This window comes from Treponema sp. OMZ 857 (genome assembly GCF_024181085.1).
In the GTDB taxonomy this organism is placed as follows: Bacteria; Spirochaetota; Spirochaetia; order Treponematales; family Treponemataceae; genus Treponema.
In genome coordinates this window covers 1314968-1332304 of sequence record NZ_CP051147.1, presented here as the reverse complement: position 1 = coordinate 1332304, position 17337 = coordinate 1314968, and the positions used below count along the sequence as shown (strand labels likewise).

Below are 17337 nucleotides of genomic sequence, written 5' to 3'. Positions count from 1 at the left end.
CGACAATCATTATGAATACAATATATACTGCTGCACCATCTCAAACGCTTATAGAAAATATAAACGATTTTTACCGATGGCTTGACGGTTTTATCAACTTTGAAAAACGGCCGCATAACAAAGCATTTTCGCTTGAGGTTATCGGATACTATGCTGCGCTTTTTTCCAACCCGCAAACGGCGTATAAGTGTGTCCATATTGCAGGTTCAAAGGGAAAGGGCTCCGTTGCAGCGATGCTTTCGGCCTTACTCACCGAGGCAGGATATAAGACCGGCCTCTACACCTCTCCCCACGTAAACGACTTCCGCGAGCGGATAACAGAAAACGGCCGTTTTTTCAATGATGCAGCCTATCTTGAAGCATTCCGTGCCGTACGGGAAAGCGTTATGCCGCATATCGGTAAAGAGACTGAACCCCAACCGAGCTGGTTTGAACTGGTAACACTGACCGCCTTTGTGCTGTTCCGGCAGGAGCGGCTCGACTGGGCAGTGTTTGAAACCGGCATGGGGGGCAGGCTTGACGCTACCAATATCGTGCAGCCGGAAATTACCGTGCTGACGCCGATCGAATTTGAACACTGCGAATATCTCGGTCATACCATTCCGCTCATCGCGGCGGAAAAAGCGGGTATCATTAAAACCGGTGTCCCCGTTTTTTGCTCGCGGCAGCAACCTTCCGCGCTTGAAGTATTCAAGGAACGGACAGCAGCGCTCAAGGCTCCGTTCTTTTATATACCCGATTTTATCGAAGCAATCGAACACCGGCTGACACCGCAAGGCCGCGAAGTTACCATCCACTTTTCCGCCGCGCATCCGATCGGAGCGCTCTTTAAACGTCCGCTGCACGCAATACTCCCGCTTTTTACACCCGTACAGGCGGAAAACGCAGCGCTCGCCGCCGCCGCTTTTAAATACCGCTTTCCCGATATGCCGGAAGATTTAATCGAAAGCGGGCTTTCAAAGGCATGGCTCCCCGCGCGATTCCAGCTTTTAAGTACGAAGCCTTTAATCGTCATCGATGGCGCACACACGCATAACAGCATACAGGCCTGCGCGGACACGTTTTTTTCCATCCTCAGCTCCGACTCCTTGTCCGTACATTCCGGTACGCTATTCGTATCCGATGCATCGACTAATGCCAAGCCCATACTGGTATTTGCCTGTGCGGCCGACAAAGACCCTGACGGTTTTGCGCCGCTATTCCTCGGAAAAATTTCTCACCTCTACTTAACCGTGCCGGGTTCGTTTAAAAAGGGGAATTTAGAAAAAAACGTCGGCGCATTTACGCAGGTTTTCGGGAATGAGAACAATGTTGTAATGGAAGCGAGCGAGGATTTTAACGCGGTATTAAAGAAGGCATTTACCCAAAGCATCGCCGAAAACCGGCCGCTGCTGATTACGGGTTCATTTTATCTGGCGGCGGAAGCGCAACGCGTATACTCTGCCGAGGGTTTTCAGGATCGGGGAACTCAAGACTGACCGCATAAAGCTGCAAACTCACCGCCGCAGCTCCCGGTTGAGCTTCCGTTCCCTGCGGCGCGTACAGCGGATCGCCCACAATGGGAAGTCCGGCTGTGGCCAGATGAGCACGCACTTGGTGCCGGTATCCGCGGGAAAGGCGGCAGCGCACCCGAATGAGCGGCCTGGACGGACGAGATTCGCAGGCGGTTTGAGGCACAGTATCGGTTCCACCGATTGAAAACGGCAGAATATCGGCCGCCTCGATCACCGTCGTATACAACCGCCCGCCTTTTTTGTAATGCCGGGAACAGGAAAAAACCGGAGCAACCCTTTTTGCACCGGGGCCGAAATTCCTAAACTGACTTTCCAGCATAAGCGGTAACTGTGCCGCTATCCGTTCCTGTACGACTACCTGTTCCTGTGCAGCTATCCCCTTCTTTGCAGCAGACAGCTCTTTCAGCGTAGATAACTCCGTTGCATCGAAACCATATCCGTCATCTATCTCCGGGGCTCCGTTCGGTTCTACGAAAGCGCAATAGTTTTTTATTATCTGCCCCGCTTCCTGCCGGGCAGCGAGAAAATCGTATACCGCCTGATCCTTTGCAAAAAGCACAAGCCCCCGCGTATCCGTATCGAGCCGATGCAGCAGCCCCGCCTCAATCGCCTTTTTGCCGCGTACCTGCGCCTCCCGGCTACGTAATCCGTATTCGGCAGACTGCTCCTGTGCATCTGTCTGCATATCATCGGACAGTACATTTATCTGCGCATTACCGGACAAACCAATTTCCCCGGTCTTAGGGCTATGCAAAAACCAGTACACTAGCGTATTGCGTTCATCCGTTCGGAGCGGCGCAGTGGGAAGATGCGGGGGCTTATACACAACCGCCCAATGAGCGGTTTCCCGTACAATACAGGGTTCCGCTCTATTATAATCGAAAACAGAAACAGAAAATATTTTTTCAGCGGAATTTTGCATAGACGCCTCTATGACAATCACACCAGACGGTTTTTTAACACCCCGCAGAATAAATAGACTGTTCAACCAGAATTTCGCCACTTCGTGGCTCAAATGGTCTCACAGTCTATTTATTCTGCGATTTTGATCTACATATTATCTGATGTGATTGCCTTTTTTAAAATAAACTGCACGAAATTTTAGATAAAATTTCGTGCAAAAGGAAAACAATCGCTTAAAATATTTGTGATGCGATTGCCTTGTTAATACCTCAGCCATACCCTTGTGACTGCCGTGCCTGTAAAATACGCAGCATCGTAAGGAATTTTCGGGGCAGCGGGGCGGTAAACACGGCTTTTTCCCGTGTTGAAGGAAGATTAACGCACAGGCGATAGGCGTGGAGCATCAACCCGTATTCCTTCCATTCGGTTTCTTTTTTTCCATAGAGAGGATCCCCGACAACCGGACAGCCGATAAACCGTGCATGGAGCCGAATTTGGTGAGTTCTGCCGGTATCGATTTTAAACAGAACCAACGCATACCGCCCATACACCCGCAGCACCTTATAGCGGGAACGGGCGTATTTTCCCTTAGACAGATCTGCCGAGGCGGCAAACCGAATGCGGCTATGCCCGTCGCGGAATACCGACGTTTCGATAATACCGGCCGGCTTTTCCGGTACGCCGTTCAGAATTGCGAGATAATATTTTTCCGTACGCCGCAGCTTAAACTCATTTTTTAAAAAGGCTTCCGCTTCGGCACTCCGGGCGGTGATAAGGATGCCGGAGGTATCCTTATCAAGTCGGTGAACAATACCTGCACGCAAGAGCTCGGCAAAGGTACCCCTCCCCTGCTCCGCTTCGAGCAGGCCGGCATATTCATCATGAATGGGCGACGTGTGCAAGCGGTAATACGCAATCGCCTGCACCAGTGTCCCCGTCCAGTTGCCCGCCGCAGGATGCGTAACCATACCGGCTCGTTTATTCACCACAATGACATCATTATCTTCATACACAATACGGAGCGGAATGGGTTCGGGGATAAGAACATCGGGGAGCGGATTTTTCCATATCAGTGTAATACGGTCGCCCGCTTGCACCGTGCTTGAAAGTTTTGCCTGCCGTCCGTTGAGCTGCACGGATTGCATCCCTGTTTTCAGCCGTGAGCGGGTCATACCGGTAAGCACACTGCTGCAAAACGCATCAAGCCGCAGCTTACCGGTTCCATCCGGCACTGTAAGTTCAAAAACTTTAGTCATATTATTGTGCAGCCGTACCGGTCTTGCCGCCCTGTACGGAAGGAGTCGATGCGGTAACCTTTTCTAACAGTGCTGTAATTCCTCCGATAGACCCCGCAGCCAACGCCGCATCGGTCATGAGCTTCAAAGTCTGAGCGTCCTCTTCGTCCGATGGCTTTATCGGCGTAAACTGAATAGGGTCTTCGGTAAAGGCATTCTCCCGTTCCAAACGCTTTTTTGCTGCGGAACGTTTAATCGCGCGGTATGTTATATCAATTAATGCGATTGTTACCGATATGCCGACGGCGGTAAGAAATACGCCCAGCTGTTCTTTCTCGGTCAGCGCGACCGCCTTGTCAGCTTGTTTGAACGGCCACGGATAATAGGCAGGATCTTTAGGGTGCTGTATGGCACGAATCATATCGTAACCCCAAAAAGACAGCAGCGTAACAAAGGGGAGCGCCCCGAAAGACAGTATTTCAAACCGCCGGAGCTCCCGCTGCCAAAGCGGAAATTCCTCTTTTGTATAGGGAACCGGCGTATGATCTTCTTTTTTTTCGTCCGCAATCAGCGGCATCTGTGCAACGGTCATCATGCACAGAACCAAAAATGCGGTACAACGTAATCGTTTATTCATCACAGCCCGCCAGTCTATCCGATAAGCGGATAAAATCATAGACAGTCAGCGATTCCGCACGGGTAGCGGGATCGATTCCAGCCGCTTTCAGCAAGGATTCCGCCGGCAGCGTCTTTTTTCCTCTCGCAGCGAGAATCGTGCTCAAATTATTCTTCACCGTTTTACGCCGCGCACTGAAAAGGCCGCGGACAAGGCTTAAAAAAAGACGTGCATCACGTACCGGCTGCGGGGACTGTTTTTTGGTAAAACGGAGCGCCCGTGATTCGACATTCGGTTTAGGCCAAAAGGCGGCGGGAGCAATATCGCGAATCGGCTCTACATCATACGCCCATTGACACAGCACCGAAAACGACGAATAATCCGCACTTCCCGGAGCCGCGGTCATACGGAGCCCGACCTCTTTTTGCACGGTTATCACCATACGGTCAAAAAAACACTCGGCTTCGATTGTCGCCGCGATGAGCTTTGCCGCAATGTTGTACGGCAGATTCCCGAAAAAGGCCTTCGGTGTATGCCGTTGATATTCAGCCTTCCACGTTTTAAGCACATCGCCTTCTATTAAATGAAACGAATGATATGAACCGAAATAGGACGTTAAAAGCTGTACGAAGCCGCGGTCTATTTCGAACACGGTTAGATCGGCGCCAGACTCTAACAACAGCGACGTCATCGAGCCGAGCCCCGGGCCGACTTCCCATACAGCATCTCCGGCGGAAAGACCGAGTGCGGAAATCAGCTCCTGCCGTATATGTGCATTAATCAAAAAGTTTTGTCCGAATTTTTTCTGCATTCCGAACCCGTGTTCATCGAGCACGGCAGCGAGTGCGGACGGCGCATTATAGTCGGGGAGTTTCATGTTCAACCTGAAGCGACCGTGCCATCTTCCGTTCATCAGCCCATTCGGTACGGGCGCGGAACACCTCGCTGCCGTCGGCAGTTCTCACAATAGAATGTACACACACGTTGTCTTCAATATGAGAACAGCGGCAGCAGAGTTCTTCCCCGTATTGAGCGGAAATCAAAAAATTGGTATCGAGGACGCGGAGCAATTTACCGCGGCAAAAGTCCGCATCCATAAACGACAATGCCCAGCGGATATAATTGAGATTATTAACGTGTCCGTTCATATCGATATCCAAAAGCGACGGATGGAACAGCTCTTCATGATCCCAGTGTTCCGGCAAGGGAATCTTTGCAAAAACCCGTCCTTCCAAATGCTCGTCACAAAACGTCAGCGAACCGAACACCGTGTCGTTAAGAACGGCAGGTTGATTGGTTTTTGTATTCAGCACAACCCAGCACGTACTGCCGCGCACACACAGAGCTCCATGCCGGCGCAACGAGTCTGCCGTCCATTCGGTACCCTTCCGTTCCGCCGCATCAAAATCTTTAAAGGCCGCAGACAACGAAGCTTTCTTTCCGTCCGCGGCATAGTAATAGGCAAAATCCCGAAAACAAAAAAGCCCCTTCGGCGGCTGTGCCCATGTTTGTAACGTCAGACAATCGAGCCAGAGCGGATATTCATGTATTTCAAAATGCTGCTTCGAAATAATCCATATCAAACCCCGTTCTTGCAGCTGCGGCATGAATATACCGGTAGAACTATAGTGATTAGCCGCCAAATCCTGCGAAAGCGCAGCAACGGTTAACGGCGTACAGCGGTACTGCCCGTCGATGGCAGTGGTCGGCACCGTATACGGCATCGTGTATTTATCGTCGAGTATCATAGGCATCAGTGTAACTGCTTTTAGAGCGTTGTGCAATGCAGCATATTAGAAATGAAAAGTACGATTATTTAAAATCAAGATATTTTGATTCCAGTAATGGTAAATCACAGCATCTTTTTTTCACAATCTTTTCATACTCTGAAAGATTTTTTTCATCCTCAAAAATCAACTTCCGTAAGTTTTGCGCTATTCTTAATATGCCTTCCCTATCAGCTTTTATATAATTGTATTGGTTTTGTAGCAAACGACGGTATTTTACATCGGGAATATTTATAATATCAATTTCCATCAGCACAGAATCTAAAACCGGAATCATATTATTGAAATTGATTACCCCATAAATACCGTTATTTATTTTTCTAAAATCTTTTCCGTTCTTCATGTTTCTGTGCTTCGGTTTTGGTGATGAAAATGGAGCATAATACTTTATGTTCTCTATCTGAAGTACAATCCCAACATAAGGACGGGATTCATTTTTATTTTCAGAGACTTTGGAGTCAAACTGCCGTAAATAGGCAATAAAATCATTTTTTATGTGATAGAATTTCATAAATTTCTCAAAAAAAAGGAGCCATTTCCGGCTCCTTTATAAAAACGTGCGTTTTTAGGTTTTCATTTAATGGCAGAAACTCGCCGCTTTTTTAGCATTTCACTTATTATGGTAGAAATTCACCGCTTTTTTAGGGCTTCACAAATATGGTAGAAGCTCACCATATCTTTAATATAACAGGAATTATAATGACCGTCAAGCTTTTTAACAATTAGGAATGCGGCATTTCAAACACGTAATCAGGGTAAACGCATCAGATAGAGTAGATAAAAACCGCGGAAAAATTGAGACTGTGAGACCATTTGAACCATCTTCAACTGTTGTACATCCATGTACATCACTGTACTGACAGGAAGTCAGTGGTTCCAAACAGTATCGAGTTTTTCATCAGGAAAACTCGAAGCTATAAAATGTACACGGATGTACATTTTTTAGCGATGCCATCCTTGGCAGTTCTGGTCGAATAGTCTCAATTTTTCCACGGGGGTGTTAAAAAAAACGGTCTGATGCGTTTACCTGAATACGTAGTCGCGGTGTAGGCGGTCGATGAAGTGCTTCATTAAATACTCGCCGCCCTCGATTGTGTAGTGGATACCGTCGCCCTGTATAAGCGGTATCCATGCGCTACCTTCAGGCTTAATCGCTCCGATGTATCCCGTTCCATATTGCTCGACGAGGCTTTTGAGCGAAATCCTTACCAGCTTTTTGGAATCGTATTCTTCGGCGACGGAATCGTGTACTGCATTTAGGTATTGCATCTTTTCGTTATATGCAGCGCTCCGCACTACCGGCAAGCCGAGCCAGTACAGCCGCGGAACGGAGGCAAGAACGATGTCGAGATGCGCTTTTACCATTTTACGGTACACCTCTTCCCATTCGGGCGTACCCGCCGTAAGGATAATACCGCCGGTCGTCCACATATCCTGATAGTCGTTCATGCCTAAAAAGGCAACCGCAGCATCAAAGCGTTCCCCGTCTTTTTGTGCGGCAAGCAGCGCTTCAAGTTTTTGCGGCCAGTTATAATAATCGGATCGGAGAAAGCCGGAAGAAGGAACGCTTAATTCCCGTACGGCAATAGAGGTGTCGGAGCCGAGCGCACGGGTCATACCGGCGGCGATACTGCGCATCTGAGAATCTCCAAAAAAGAATAGCCGCAAGGGCATCCGTGCGGAATGGACAACCGGCAGGGCGACATTGCGGAGCATCTCTTTAGAAACCTGCCCCAACAATTCCGCAGGCAGCCCGCTACCGCCTAAATTATCCGAAAAGCCGGGCATTGTTTCGATATACCCCTGTTCTCCGGTTACCGCATAAAAAGCGGCGACCTCGCTGTCATACACCCCTTGGCGGTAAAAGAACGTATCCCATTCGCCGCGCTCCGTTAACCCCGCCGTCCGTATAAACGCATTCCTGAGTACGGGAATAACGGCAGCAACAGGAGATGATTCGGTAACGGAAACGATCGGCGCGGTGAGTGCGCTGTAAATATTTTTTAAAGAGGCTCTTTTGATATTTTGCACCGGATGCGCAAGCCGCTGCCCTAAAAACGGAATAAGAATAAACAGCGTTAACACAACAAAGAAAAAGCACTGATTGGGAGAGTATCGGCCGTTCCGCCCTTGCCCGCTATTTTGCCCTTGCCGATTATCGTATTCTTGCCGCTCGTATTGAGCGGATTCGCCGCGTTGACTTTTTTCACTCATACTCTGCGTATCTCCCTAAAATCCGAAGTAGATAAACGGCGCAACACCGGAGGTCGAAACGATATTAAGTCCGACAAAAAACAACACAACGGCAGCGGCCTTTACCGCAAGCGGCAGCCGTACATACCGTGCAAAATACGCGCGGCGCGTCTCTTCTTTCGGAATTTGCAGCAAAAAGGCGGCGGCGAGCGGTACCAGCACAAACCAATGCATCGTGCGGAACGGCTGTGTGATATTCTTGAGTGAAGAAAGATACAACGTAATTTCCCGCACGGTATTCGACCGGAAAATCAGCCAGCTGATATTGATAAACACAAACATACCGCCGAGCCGAAGCAGCCGCTTTAGGTCAATGTTCCATCCGGCAAACCGCACTATGCAGCAGCGCGGTTTATCGGATACAGCCGTTGCAGCAATGAGAGATTCTTGGTTGCCGGCGGCAGTGTTTATAGCGGCGGCGCGGCGTTCTTTACCGAGCACGGCAGCTACCCGCTCTGCGGCGCAGGCAAGTCCCTGAAGCAGCCCCCACAGCACAAAGGGAATAGAGCCGCCGTGCCAGACCCCCGCGATGAGCATTGTCCCAACTAGCGCAATCACCGTGCGGACTAAACCGTAACGCGAGCCGCCGAAGGAGAAGTACACATAATCGCGCAGCCACGATGAAAAACTGATATGCCAGCGCCGCCAAAACTCGCTCACCGATTGGGAAAGATACGGACGGTTAAAGTTCTGCGGTGCTTCAAAACCGAGCAAAAGCCCGATGCCGATTGCCATATCGCTGTAACCGGAAAAGTCGCAATAAATGACAAACGTATACGATACCAAAGCAACAAGCAGTTCGAGGGTATTGCACTGTGCAGGATTCGCAAATACGGGATCGACGGCAAGCACGGAAAGAAAGGTTGCCAGCACCATCTTTTTATACAGCCCCGACAAGATCAGCAGTACGCTGCGGTCGAACGCTATCGGACGTTCCGCCGTTGCATCCTGTGTAAGGTTGTCAGGCAAGGCTGCAAAAAAGGCTTCCGCCTGCACAATGGGCCCCGACGCCAGCTGTGGAAAAAATGAGATATAGAGCAGTACTTCGATAAACGATTTAACCGGCCGCATTTTGCAGAGATAAATATCAAAAATATAGCTCATCGAGCGGAACGTATAGTACGAAATTCCTACCGGCAATAAGAGCGAGTAACTTTGCAGTTGCAGCAACAGCGGCGCCTGGAGCTGTCCGTTAAAAAACGTGTAGTTTAAAAAGGAAACAGCTTCATAAAAATATTTGAAAAAACCGAGAAAAAGAATGTGCAGCACGGTACCGGTTATCATCGTAACAGTACGGGGAATATAGTTTTTTTGTATACCGAGTAGATAACCGGTAAGACCGGACAGCGCCGACACTCCGAACAGCAAGAGGCAAAAACGCCAATCCCAGCAGGCATAAAAAAAATAGCTTGCGCAGGTAAGCAGCACAATCCGTTGTCTTTTCTGCCTGAATACATACCAGTACAGAAAAAAAACAACGGAAAAAAAGAGCGCAAACCGGAGTGTCGGAAATAACATCTCTCAAGAGATTAAGGGAGCGCTGCCGGTTTGTTTGCCATCTTGCGCTGAATATCGGCGGCGCGGTTCGCCGGCATCAACGAGAACCAGTACGCAACAGAAGAGGTCTTGTTCGCTTTTTTTGCAATTGCCTCTACCGCCCGCAACACATCGATAATATCTTGATCATCCATTTGCAGCAGGTTTGCGACAGCCTTCTGAGGCGGCATTCCATTGATATACCGTGCAATCTGGTCGATATTTACTTCCCGCATATCGCGTTCCGTCATCATCTGTTTAAAAGACTTTTCTTTTTCTTCTATAATAGAAAGCCGGTCATCCAGCTCCTGCGATACTTGTGCCGCTTCTTTTTCGCGGGCGGTAACATCAGCTTCTTTTTTATCAAGCTCCTGCGAGCGGACATCAAGTGCAATCAACCGCTTTGCATACCGGTCGGCATCCAAATCCGCATCAGCATCGGCGGGAGAGGCAACACCGGCAGGTGTTTTTAACCCGAACCATGAGTATACCGGTGAAAAAACTCCTCGCGCATTGATTAAGCCGAGATAGCTAAACCAAAAAAGTCCGCCGAAAACCAATATAATAATCAATAAAAGCAATACTATTACTCGTCCAAAAGAACCTCTACGTCTCACCGGAGTCCTCCCTGCATATTTCAGTATCGGTAAAAATCTCAACAAATATTAGTCCAGCGCTTAAAAGCATTTTTTTTAAGCGCTCTATCAGTCTCCGCGTTAATGTTTATAAAGATACTGAAAGTATTCCATATCGGTTGATAATATCTTCTCGGTATCGGGAAGTGCGTTTTGGTATACTTCAAGACTCTTCCAAAAACTGTAAAACTCAGGGGACTTGCCGTACGATGCGGCATAAATTGCGGTAGCCTGCGCATCCGCCGCACCCTTTATCTTCTCCGATTCGGCATACGCCTTTGACAGGATGCTCTTTTTCTCGTTTTCCAACTTACCGAGCCATTCCGCCTTTTTGCCCTCACCGGTAGAACGGAAGGTTTGCGCAATCTGATTCCGTTCCTTAATCATTCTATTATATACGGAGGCTTGCAATTCGTCGGAATATTTTATCTCTTTAAAGATGACATCGATAACCTCAATGCCGAAATCTTTCAGCTGCATATTCGCCTTCTTTAAAATTTCGGCAGCCAGCATATCGCGCCCTTTTTCGATATTCGCATACACAACCTTTTCCGCGCCGGTTACTTCCTCCAGCTTAACCTCATCCGTATTCAGCCCGATCTGCTCTTGATGCACCATTTCATTAATGATGTTGGTGTTGCGGACAACGTCATTCAAACTGTTGACGGTGATAATATCCCGCACTGATGAGTCGATAATATCCGAAAGTCGCGAATAAGCGGCTTCGTAGGTTCCGAGAGATTGATAGAACCTAAGGATGTCTGAAATACGCCAACGGCTGGTCGTATTCACCTCGATGAATTGCTTTTCTTTGGTAAGAATTTTTTGAGGGTCGCCGTCAATACGTAATAGTTTTGCCGTGTATCGATGTACCTGGTGCAGAATCGGTATCTTAAAATGAAGCCCCGCCTCCGTTTCGGCTTTGACAATTTTACCGAACTGAGTGATAACCGCGGTTTGTCCCTCATTTAAAATATAAAAAGGCTTTACCAATAACACAAGAATAAGAATCCCCAGTAGTATGGCGCCAAACTGCACTATCTTCTTTGCTTTTACCGGATCTATTTTCCTCGCTCTCACTGTTCCCCTCCCGAAAGATTTTTTAACGGTAAGAAATTTTTGACATTTTTATCGATGAAGATTACCTTGTCGGTATTCAAAAATATTTTATCGAGCGTTTCAAGATAAAGGCGGCGCCTCGTAATATCAGGGGCCTTGCTATACTCGGCATAGACAGCGTTAAACCGCGCAACATCTCCTTCCGCCTTGTTGATCCGTTCCGCCGCATAACCTCGCGCTTCTTGAATCATCCGGTCTGCCTCGCCTTTTGCTTTGGGTATCTCTTTATTGTAGGCTTCTTTGCCTTCGTTAATCAACCTGTTCATATCCTGAATGGCGATATTGACATCCTCAAAGGCTTGCTGCACGTCTTCCGGCGGAACAACATTTTGCAGCTGTACCGACGAAACCGCAATGCCGAGCCCCAGCTGCTTATACTTTTCATTCATAATTTTGGGCGCTAAAAACTGAATGGGGTCGCGTTCAGATCCCATAATATCAAAAATAGTGCGGTCGCCGATTAGACTGTTGATTGCCGCAGTGGACACATCGCGGATAGTGTTCATCCGCTCGTCTGCCTTAACATTAAAAAGCCATGCCTTGGGATCGATAATGCGGTACTGTACCGTCCATTCAACATTGATAATGTTGAGGTCGCCGGTCAGCATAGAAGATTCGGTGAGGATGTTGTTCCGGTACTGACTCCGGTCTGATGCCATCGTGGTACGAAAACCGAATTCCTCTTTTTGAACGATCGTAACAGGAATATGATACACCCGTTCAATAATCGGGATAATAAACTGCAACCCGGGCTGCAGCGTCCGGTTGTACTTACCGAGCCGAGTTACCACACCGTTATCCGTGGTCGAAACAACGGTAAAACTGAAAAATGCCAATGTGACGAGTACAACCGCCGCCCCTATTGCAACAAGCTGCCCGTTTTTTAATTGTTTTGCCATGATTCCTCCTTACACTACATTCTGCGGTTTACCGACAAGAAAGCTTTTTAAATTCTCCGCGGCGATATGCAACAACCGTGTCCGCGCTTCGCGGGTTTGCCATGCGATATGCGGTGTTATAAAGCAATTGGGACAGCCGAACAGCGGATGGTTTGCAGGCGGCGGTTCAACGCTTAGAACATCGGCTGCATAGCCGCCGATAGAGCCTTTTTTTAACGCTGCGGCAACAGCCTCATCATCGATAAGCTGTCCCCGTCCGGTATTGATAATAAACACGCCCGGCTTTACTTTCGAAAGCGCGGCAGCATCGATCATCTTTTCGCTTGTACTGTTGAGCGGTGCATTCAAGCTGATAACATCGGATTCGGCAAGCACGGTTTCAATGTCAACCTGCTTCGCCGCAGCGAGATGAGGTACCGTTTTAGGCGAACGGTTGACATAAAGCACTCGCATTCCCATCACAAGCGCAATTTCCGCAACCTTTTGCCCGATGTGGCCGAACCCGATAATACCGAGCGTTTTCCCCGTCAGTTCAAACGTTGGGAACGATGTATAACAGAAATGCTCACTGCGGCTCCATGTACCGCCGTGAACCTCATCGCTGTGCTCTTTTACGTGCCAATAAAACTGTAAGATGAATGCAAATACCAGCTGCGCAACGCTGTCAGTGCTGTAGCTGGGGATATTCGTTACGGTGATCCCTGCCGCATGAGCCGCCTCTACATCGATAACATTATAGCCGGTTGCCAGCACGCCGATGTACCGCAGCTTGGGTAAACGCGCAATCAATTCCTTTGAAAATACAACTTTATTCGATAAAACCGCCTCGCAGTCTTTTACCCGCTCGTATACTTCATCGGGTGCGGTTTTGTCATATATCGTAATATCCGCAATATCCTGTAAAATCCGCCACGACAGATCCCCCGGATTAAGCGTGAACCCATCCAGTACAGCTGCTTTCATAGTTGAGCCTCCCACAAAAAATACTTTTTCATTATAGTAGAAAACTCCATTTTCTTCAATTATTTTTATTACAAGGCGAGCCCTTGACCTAACGTAATCTTGCGCATACACTCTATAGAAATGAACAAGAAAACGGTTGCTGCCTATTGTGCCGCTTTTGTGTACGAGATAATAAAAGTTTTTTATATCGCTGTCTTTTCATCCGGCTATCCGCAAGGGATAACCTTCTTTAAGTATAGCGCACTTGCGGCGCTCTGTATGCCGGTACTTTTGTGGCTGATGCTCGCATTAAACGAAAAAGACTTTCACTGGGCACTCTATGCGGCTGCATTGTTCAAATTAACCGCTGTTTGCGCGGAATTCCTCTATATTTTTCAACGGGGATTTGCTATAATAGGGAACGTCTTTAACTCGGCACAGAGCAGCGGCAGTCTCGATTTCTCAAAGGAAGTGCTTTTTTTCCTTGCAGCCGATACGGTGTTGCTGTTTTATTCATTTATAAAAGGGAGTGTGTATTATGCAAATAATACCGATTGCTAGCGGAAAGGGCGGGGTCGGAAAAAGTCTTCTTTCCGCGAATCTTGCAATTGCACTCGGACAGGCAGGAAAAAATGTTCTGGTTGCCGATCTGGATTTAGGCGCATCGAATCTTCATTTGGTTCTTGGACAGCAATCGAACGCGCACGGGATCGGTACGTTTTTGTCGGGAAATTCGGCATTCGAAGATATTATTGTAAATACGGGGTATCCGAACGTACGCTTTGTTCCGGGCGACTCCGAAATTCCCGGCTTTGCAGCCTTAAAGGCCTCCGATAAAAATAGCTTAATCAAAAACATGCTTAAAATGGATGCAGACTACCTGATTCTTGACCTCGGTGCAGGAACACACCTCGGTATTCTGGATTTCTTTTTGCTTTCCCCGCAGGGCATTGTCGTTACCGCACCGTCGGTTACCGCGATACTGAACGCGTACCTTTTCCTAAAAAATGTCGTATTCCGTATGCTCTACGGAGCCTTCAAGCGGAACAGTCCCGGTTTTAAATACCTTGAAAAACTCAAGTCCGATTCCTCATCAATGCAGCGGATGTACATTCCCCGTATCATCACCGAACTCGAAAAAGTCGATCCTAAAAACACCGAGCTTTTTTTGACCAATCTGCATAAATTTAAGCCCCGGCTTATTATGAATATGCTCGATGATCCGAAAGATGCCGACAAAGCCTTAAAGATCCGCCGGTCATGTCAAGAATACCTCAATATCAATCTTGAACACCTCGGCGTTATTTACCGGGATGCAATACAGGATACGGCGCTTGCATCACGTTTACCCGTCATCCTATACAAACCGCAGGCTATGATTTCTCAGGCAATCTACCGCATTGCCGACAAAATTCTACAGTCCGAAACCGAAACTTTTCAAAATGCGGCAGATTACGCCGAATATACCGATGAGACGTTTCAGTCTGCCGAATTGGAGGCCGAAACCGACTTCCGCTCAAAAATGGGCTATATCGAAGACCTCATCGGCAGTGATGCTCTGTCAATGAACGATATTGCCGAAATGCTCAAGAGTCAGCAATATGAGATTTCCGTTTTAAAGAAAGAAAATGCTTTGTTAAAGCGGAAAATAAAAACAGCCCTTGAACAAGGGTATCGTATATAAGCGGTATGATATGAAGTGGACGATAAAACAAAACGAGAGAAATAAAAAGTGGTATTTTTCCGTCAGTGACGTAGACAATAAAGAGAACTGCGTATTCCCCAGCTACGAAGAAATAGTAGAACAGGCTAAGAAAGAAGGGGTGTCTACCGAAGATCTTATCAACGCACAACAGTTTGAACGCTACTTCGATAAAATATTATATGGGACGACAGTACCGCTTCCCCTCGAAATCGAACTTGATCCATCCTTTGACACACGGCTGATTATCGATCCGGATAAAACAAAAGCAACACTCTATATACGGAAGGCAAAAGACGAACCGCACAGTATCGATAAAAAACTGATTACGGCGATGCTGAATAACAGCCAAATTGCAGCTATCGATTTTAAAGCGCTGGACGAGAAGATACATGCTTTTATCGAAGCTCCCGATCGGGAAATTGAACTTGTCATCGCAGAAGGTACGCTACCCGGTCGGGGAAAAGACAGGTCTCTTATCCCGCACATTACAAAGTTGGACGAGACGGAAGACCTCATGCTCCGCAAAAAACTGCTCCATGCGGTGGGGACAGCCCGTGAACAGCCGCAAATGATATACGACAAAGATTTTCCGCTTTCCGAAGCACAAGCGCTTTCCGTTGTTGCAAAACACGACCTGCTGTACGAATTTTCAAAATCCGAACTCGGAACAAACGGTGCAGATATTTACGGGAATGCTATTCCGGGCTTACCGGGCAATGATCCCTTTGTGCTGGATTTACGGAATATCACGCAAACGAATGACGAATTGAAAGCCGGCTGCAATGGGATTCTCTTATCGGCTGAAAGCCCCGATGGACTCAAGCTGCGTATTATCCCGTATAAAGATGCTACGGTCAAAGCTGTTATCAGTAATGACAAAATGGAAGCATCGCTCATCCTTGAATCGGGAAGAGGAGCCGGCGCACGCCTTTCGCTTTCCCGCTTAAAAAAGGCCTTGGATGAAGTAAACCTACCGGCTGAGCGATATACCGACAAAATACTGAGAGATGCCATTTACGAAGCACGGCTTTCTTCCGCACCGGTTGAATTTACCGTCTGCAGAGGCATACCGCCGGTCGCTCCGCATTCATACCAATTCGACTGGAAAGTACATTTCGGTCATTCAAACGCCGTATCGGTAAAGCGGGGCGAAACCCTCCTGGAAACATTCTTTCAGGAAGCCGGCGAAAAAGGCTCCGATGTGTTCGGTAACACTATAGAAATCAATCAGGCAGCACTGTTAAAACTGCCCCAGACAGATAACACCATCCGTGTTATTAAACAAGGAAGAAAAATTTCGTTCGTAGCGGCTGTACACGGCGAACTGACACGAACCGGCGAAAGGCTCAAGATACTTAATTCAAAAATTATCGACACTGATGTGAATAAAGAAACCGGCGACATTATCTTTGCCGGTGATGTAATTATCAATGGGGACATAGATGCAGACCGCAGCGTAAAGGCCGGCGGCAGTTTAACCGTCAACGGAGATGCGGGCGTATCGCTGGTGTATACTAAGGAATCGCTTTTAATGAACGGCGGTATACGGGGAGAAAGCCGCGGTACCGTGTGGGCAAAGAATACGATGGCGCTCCATTTTGCCGAAACGACACGGCTGTTTGCAGGCGGTAATATCTATATCAACGAGTACAGTTTCCGCTGCGTCGTTAAAACAAACGGTCAGCTCATTATGACCGGAGAACCCGGTAGTTTTATCGGCGGAAATGCTCATGCCGCCCGCGGCATCAATGTGCGAAATTTAGGGGATTACAAAACCGTCCGTACGATTATTTCATTTGGACAAGACTACCTGATAAAAGATAAGATAGAGGTATACGAAAAACAGACGCAGGATAACCTGCTGGAACTCACCCGCATAGAAGGGGAATTAAGCGACACGGAAACCCCTGCCGACCGTATCCAAGAACTGCGGGAACAAAAAGTCATCTTACTTAAATCAAACACATCTCTCGGCATAAAGATTTTTAAGCTGAAAGAAAATTTTGAATCGCATATTCCCTCTGAGGTCAAGGTAACCGGCACGGTGTACCCCGGCGTTATTTTGGAAAGTCACGGCAGATATTACGAGGTACGCGAACCGGCTTCTCATGTCATATTCACCTTTGATTCAAAACAAGGCAGAATAGTCTGTAAGCAAATTGAAGATAAAATCGACTTTACGGCGGAATAAGA

At 47.8% G+C, this 17337-nt stretch carries 15 protein-coding genes and 1 pseudogene; 4 read left to right on the top strand and 12 right to left on the bottom strand.

The features are described from left to right. Positions 1-11: 11 nt before the first annotated feature. The gene (locus tag E4N66_RS06115; protein ID WP_253729362.1) at positions 12-1478 is read left to right on the top strand and encodes a bifunctional folylpolyglutamate synthase/dihydrofolate synthase; all 1467 of its coding nucleotides are present in this window, start codon (positions 12-14) and stop codon (positions 1476-1478) included. Here E4N66_RS06115 and E4N66_RS06110 read toward each other — a convergent pair. The 12 genes and pseudogenes from E4N66_RS06110 to E4N66_RS06055 form a co-directional block, all read right to left on the bottom strand. After that, positions 1396-2517, bottom strand: a complete 1122-nt coding sequence (locus E4N66_RS06110; protein WP_253729361.1) for a pseudouridine synthase — start codon at positions 2515-2517, stop codon at positions 1396-1398. The two genes, E4N66_RS06115 and E4N66_RS06110, sit on opposite strands and share 83 nt — an antisense overlap. A gap of 169 nt (positions 2518-2686) precedes the next feature. After that, the gene (locus E4N66_RS06105) at positions 2687-3673 is read right to left on the bottom strand and encodes an RluA family pseudouridine synthase (RefSeq protein ID WP_253729360.1); all 987 of its coding nucleotides are present in this window, start codon (positions 3671-3673) and stop codon (positions 2687-2689) included. 157 nt (positions 3674-3830) lie between these two features. Further along, positions 3831-4247 (bottom strand): annotated as a pseudogene (locus tag E4N66_RS06100) (hypothetical protein); the annotation flags it as partial. Positions 4248-4281: 34 nt separating this feature from the next. Continuing rightward, positions 4282-5145: a 16S rRNA (adenine(1518)-N(6)/adenine(1519)-N(6))-dimethyltransferase RsmA gene (gene rsmA, locus E4N66_RS06095; protein WP_253729433.1), complete on the bottom strand. Its 864-nt coding sequence runs from the start codon at positions 5143-5145 to the stop codon at positions 4282-4284. Further along, positions 5126-6016, bottom strand: coding sequence for an acyl-[acyl-carrier-protein] thioesterase (locus E4N66_RS06090; protein WP_253729432.1), 891 nt, complete (start codon positions 6014-6016; stop codon positions 5126-5128). Before E4N66_RS06090 ends, rsmA begins: the two co-directional genes overlap by 20 nt. Positions 6017-6080: 64 nt before the next feature. Continuing rightward, on the bottom strand, positions 6081-6566 hold the full coding sequence (locus tag E4N66_RS06085) for a type III toxin-antitoxin system ToxN/AbiQ family toxin (RefSeq protein ID WP_253729358.1): 486 nt from the start codon (positions 6564-6566) through the stop codon (positions 6081-6083). Positions 6567-7078: 512 nt separating this feature from the next. Next, positions 7079-8269, bottom strand: coding sequence for an SGNH/GDSL hydrolase family protein (locus tag E4N66_RS06080; RefSeq protein WP_253729357.1), 1191 nt, complete (start codon positions 8267-8269; stop codon positions 7079-7081). 15 nt (positions 8270-8284) lie between these two features. Continuing rightward, positions 8285-9826, bottom strand: a complete 1542-nt coding sequence (locus tag E4N66_RS06075; RefSeq protein WP_253729356.1) for an MBOAT family O-acyltransferase — start codon at positions 9824-9826, stop codon at positions 8285-8287. 11 nt (positions 9827-9837) lie between these two features. Beyond that, positions 9838-10461 carry a periplasmic-type flagellar collar protein FlbB gene (locus E4N66_RS06070; protein ID WP_044016156.1) on the bottom strand — a complete coding sequence of 208 codons (624 nt, stop codon included), beginning with the start codon at positions 10459-10461 and terminating at the stop codon, positions 9838-9840. Between the two features lie 99 nt (positions 10462-10560). Then, positions 10561-11520: a protease modulator HflC gene (gene hflC / locus E4N66_RS06065; protein WP_369792415.1), complete on the bottom strand. Its 960-nt coding sequence runs from the start codon at positions 11518-11520 to the stop codon at positions 10561-10563. Positions 11521-11555: 35 nt separating this feature from the next. Continuing rightward, positions 11556-12497, bottom strand: a complete 942-nt coding sequence (gene hflK / locus E4N66_RS06060) for an FtsH protease activity modulator HflK (RefSeq protein WP_253729355.1) — start codon at positions 12495-12497, stop codon at positions 11556-11558. A gap of 9 nt (positions 12498-12506) precedes the next feature. Further along, entirely contained in the window at positions 12507-13460 is a 954-nt protein-coding gene (locus tag E4N66_RS06055; RefSeq protein ID WP_253729354.1) for a D-2-hydroxyacid dehydrogenase, read from the bottom strand. Positions 13461-13580: 120 nt separating this feature from the next. Here E4N66_RS06055 and E4N66_RS06050 point away from each other — a divergent pair, with 120 nt between their 5' ends. Genes E4N66_RS06050 through E4N66_RS06040 form a run of 3 tightly spaced genes read left to right on the top strand, consistent with a single transcriptional unit; the run spans position 13581 to position 17335 of the window. Next, positions 13581-14000 (top strand): hypothetical protein, encoded by a 420-nt coding sequence (locus tag E4N66_RS06050; protein WP_044016148.1) that lies wholly within the window; start codon positions 13581-13583, stop codon positions 13998-14000. Beyond that, the gene (locus E4N66_RS06045; protein WP_253729353.1) at positions 13978-15123 is read left to right on the top strand and encodes a nucleotide-binding protein; all 1146 of its coding nucleotides are present in this window, start codon (positions 13978-13980) and stop codon (positions 15121-15123) included. The genes E4N66_RS06050 and E4N66_RS06045 overlap by 23 nt, the downstream gene beginning before the upstream one ends. 10 nt (positions 15124-15133) lie before the next feature. Further along, positions 15134-17335 (top strand): FapA family protein, encoded by a 2202-nt coding sequence (locus tag E4N66_RS06040; protein ID WP_253729352.1) that lies wholly within the window; start codon positions 15134-15136, stop codon positions 17333-17335. The last annotated feature ends 2 nt before the right edge of the window (positions 17336-17337 follow it).

Bases quoted from the DNA above. Each gene is read 5' to 3' on its own strand.
- E4N66_RS06115 (WP_253729362.1), top strand. From the start codon at position 12: ATGAATACAATATATACTGCTGCACCATCTCAAACGCTTATAGAAAAT.
- E4N66_RS06105 (WP_253729360.1), bottom strand. From the start codon at position 3,673: ATGACTAAAGTTTTTGAACTTACAGTGCCGGATGGAACCGGTAAGCTG.
- rsmA (WP_253729433.1), bottom strand. From the start codon at position 5,145: ATGAAACTCCCCGACTATAATGCGCCGTCCGCACTCGCTGCCGTGCTC.
- E4N66_RS06090 (WP_253729432.1), bottom strand. From the start codon at position 6,016: ATGATACTCGACGATAAATACACGATGCCGTATACGGTGCCGACCACT.
- E4N66_RS06085 (WP_253729358.1), bottom strand. From the start codon at position 6,566: ATGAAATTCTATCACATAAAAAATGATTTTATTGCCTATTTACGGCAG.
- E4N66_RS06080 (WP_253729357.1), bottom strand. From the start codon at position 8,269: ATGAGTGAAAAAAGTCAACGCGGCGAATCCGCTCAATACGAGCGGCAA.
- E4N66_RS06075 (WP_253729356.1), bottom strand. From the start codon at position 9,826: ATGTTATTTCCGACACTCCGGTTTGCGCTCTTTTTTTCCGTTGTTTTT.
- hflK (WP_253729355.1), bottom strand. From the start codon at position 12,497: ATGGCAAAACAATTAAAAAACGGGCAGCTTGTTGCAATAGGGGCGGCG.
- E4N66_RS06055 (WP_253729354.1), bottom strand. From the start codon at position 13,460: ATGAAAGCAGCTGTACTGGATGGGTTCACGCTTAATCCGGGGGATCTG.
- E4N66_RS06050 (WP_044016148.1), top strand. From the start codon at position 13,581: ATGAACAAGAAAACGGTTGCTGCCTATTGTGCCGCTTTTGTGTACGAG.
- E4N66_RS06045 (WP_253729353.1), top strand. From the start codon at position 13,978: ATGCAAATAATACCGATTGCTAGCGGAAAGGGCGGGGTCGGAAAAAGT.
- E4N66_RS06040 (WP_253729352.1), top strand. From the start codon at position 15,134: ATGAAGTGGACGATAAAACAAAACGAGAGAAATAAAAAGTGGTATTTT.